Here is a 1,367-nt window from a genome sequence, read left to right as displayed (position 1 = left end):
GTCACGGCGGCCGGGGCGCGCTCGGCTACAATTCGCGGCCTCACGCGGCCCGCCCGGGCCGTTGCGGTCCGACCGGTCCCGGCGCCTCCGTGGCCGGACGGTCCGCCCCCCTGATCTGGCCACCTTCGGGACGCATCGGCATGAACGACAACACCACCTGGCACTACGAGAACTTCGAGCCGACCGGCTCGGCGATCGGCTACCGCATCACCCGCAAGCTCGACGAGGTGCAGTCGCCGTTCCAGAAGATCGAGATCTTCGAGAGCACCGACTGGGGCAACCTGATGCTCATCGACGGCGCGATGATGCTGACCACGAAGGACAATTTCTTCTACCACGAGATGATGTCGCACCCGGCGCTGTTCACCCATGCCGCGCCGAAGCGGGTGGTGATCATCGGCGGCGGCGACTGCGGCACCCTGCGCGAGGTGCTCAAGCACCCCGGCGTCGAGAGCGCGACCCAGTGCGACATCGACGAGCAGGTCACCCGCATGGCCGAGAAATGGTTCCCGGAGCTGTGCGAATCCAACGGCGATCCGCGTGCCGAGCTGCTGTTCGACGACGGCGTCGCCTACATGGCCAACTGCCCGGCCGGCAGCGTCGACATCGTCATCGTCGACTCGACCGACCCGGTCGGCCCGGCCGAGGGGCTGTTCAACAAGGCCTTCTACGAGAGCTGCTTCCGCGCGCTGAAGGACGACGGCATCCTGGTGCAGCAGTCCGAGTCGCCGCTGATGCTGCTGGACCTGATCAACGAGATGCGCGGCGAGATGGGCAAGGCCGGCTTCACCCGCTTCAGCACCCTGCCGTTCCCGCAGCCGTGCTACCCGACCGGCTGGTGGAGCTGCACGCTGGCGCGCAAGGATGGAGGCTTCGACTTCCGCACCGGCGACGCGCGCGCCAAGGACTTCGAGACGAAGTACTACAGCGCCGACATCCACACCGGCGCGCTGGCGACCCCGCCGTTCGTGGCCGCGGCACTGGCCCGGTAACCTCGCACCCGAAGCCGTCCCCAGGCCCCGCCCCGCGCGGGGCTTTTCGTTTGCACGGCGGAAACCGGCAGCGCCTCCGGCGGGACGCATTGTCCCGGGAATGAGGCTGGCGACAGTCGGGAGATGACATTATTATTTCGTTAACTGAACTGCCAGGTTCAGTTAACGAACAACCTCCCCACGCTCACGCCGGCGCCCCCTCCTCCCCCGGATCGCGCTCCGCCGGCCCGATATCCGCCATGAATACGACCCGCCTACCCGCGGTCGCGCAGCGCCCTGCGCGCCTGCCGCCGCGCTGCCGCACGCTCAAGCGCGGCGAACGCCTGCTGGAACCGGAGGTCTACCTGACCCGCTTCGACGGCCGCGAGGCCGTGG

1 protein-coding gene is annotated in these 1,367 nt (G+C 68.4%); it reads left to right on the top strand.

Annotated elements, in window-relative coordinates; all coding sequences use genetic code 11:
• Positions 1 to 140 precede the first annotated feature (140 nt).
• Positions 141 to 992: a polyamine aminopropyltransferase gene (gene speE / locus FKV24_RS11615; protein ID WP_141482498.1), complete on the top strand. Its 852-nt coding sequence runs from the start codon at positions 141 to 143 to the stop codon at positions 990 to 992.
• Positions 993 to 1,367 lie beyond the last annotated feature (375 nt).

This window comes from Marilutibacter maris, from assembly GCF_006546735.2.
Lineage (GTDB): Bacteria > Pseudomonadota > Gammaproteobacteria > Xanthomonadales > Xanthomonadaceae > Marilutibacter > Marilutibacter maris.
The sequence above is the reverse complement of the archived record's forward strand: the minus strand, read 5'-3'. Positions and strand labels throughout refer to the sequence as shown.

Bases quoted from the DNA above. Each gene is read 5' to 3' on its own strand.
- speE (WP_141482498.1), top strand. From the start codon at position 141: ATGAACGACAACACCACCTGGCACTACGAGAACTTCGAGCCGACCGGC.